1 rRNA gene is annotated in these 251 nt (G+C 54.2%); it reads left to right on the top strand.

Annotated elements, in window-relative coordinates:
- Nucleotides 1–130 precede the first annotated feature (130 nt).
- A 5S ribosomal RNA gene (rrf, locus tag U5A67_RS40645) occupies nucleotides 131–244 on the top strand.
- Nucleotides 245–251: the final 7 nt, after the last annotated feature.

Here is a 251-nt window from a genome sequence, read left to right as displayed (position 1 = left end):
GGTTGAGATCACGTGTTGTGCCTGAAACAACACAACCCCAATTCAGCAACACACACTCTTTACGCTTCTTCCCGATTGGCTGTGGCGCCAGGTTGAACATCAACCCGCGCGACGCAGCAACCCGTCAAAGCCTGATGACCATAGCGAGTTGGTCCCACCCCTTCCCATCCCGAACAGGACCGTGAAACAACTCCACGCCGATGATAGTGCGGATTGCCCGTGTGAAAGTAGGTAATCGTCAGGCTCCTTAT

It is taken from the genome of Paraburkholderia sp. J69-1 (assembly GCF_905220255.1).
Taxonomy (GTDB): domain Bacteria; phylum Pseudomonadota; class Gammaproteobacteria; order Burkholderiales; family Burkholderiaceae; genus Paraburkholderia.
Note: the sequence above shows the minus strand (reverse complement) of the source record. Positions and strands in the feature narration are given on the sequence as shown.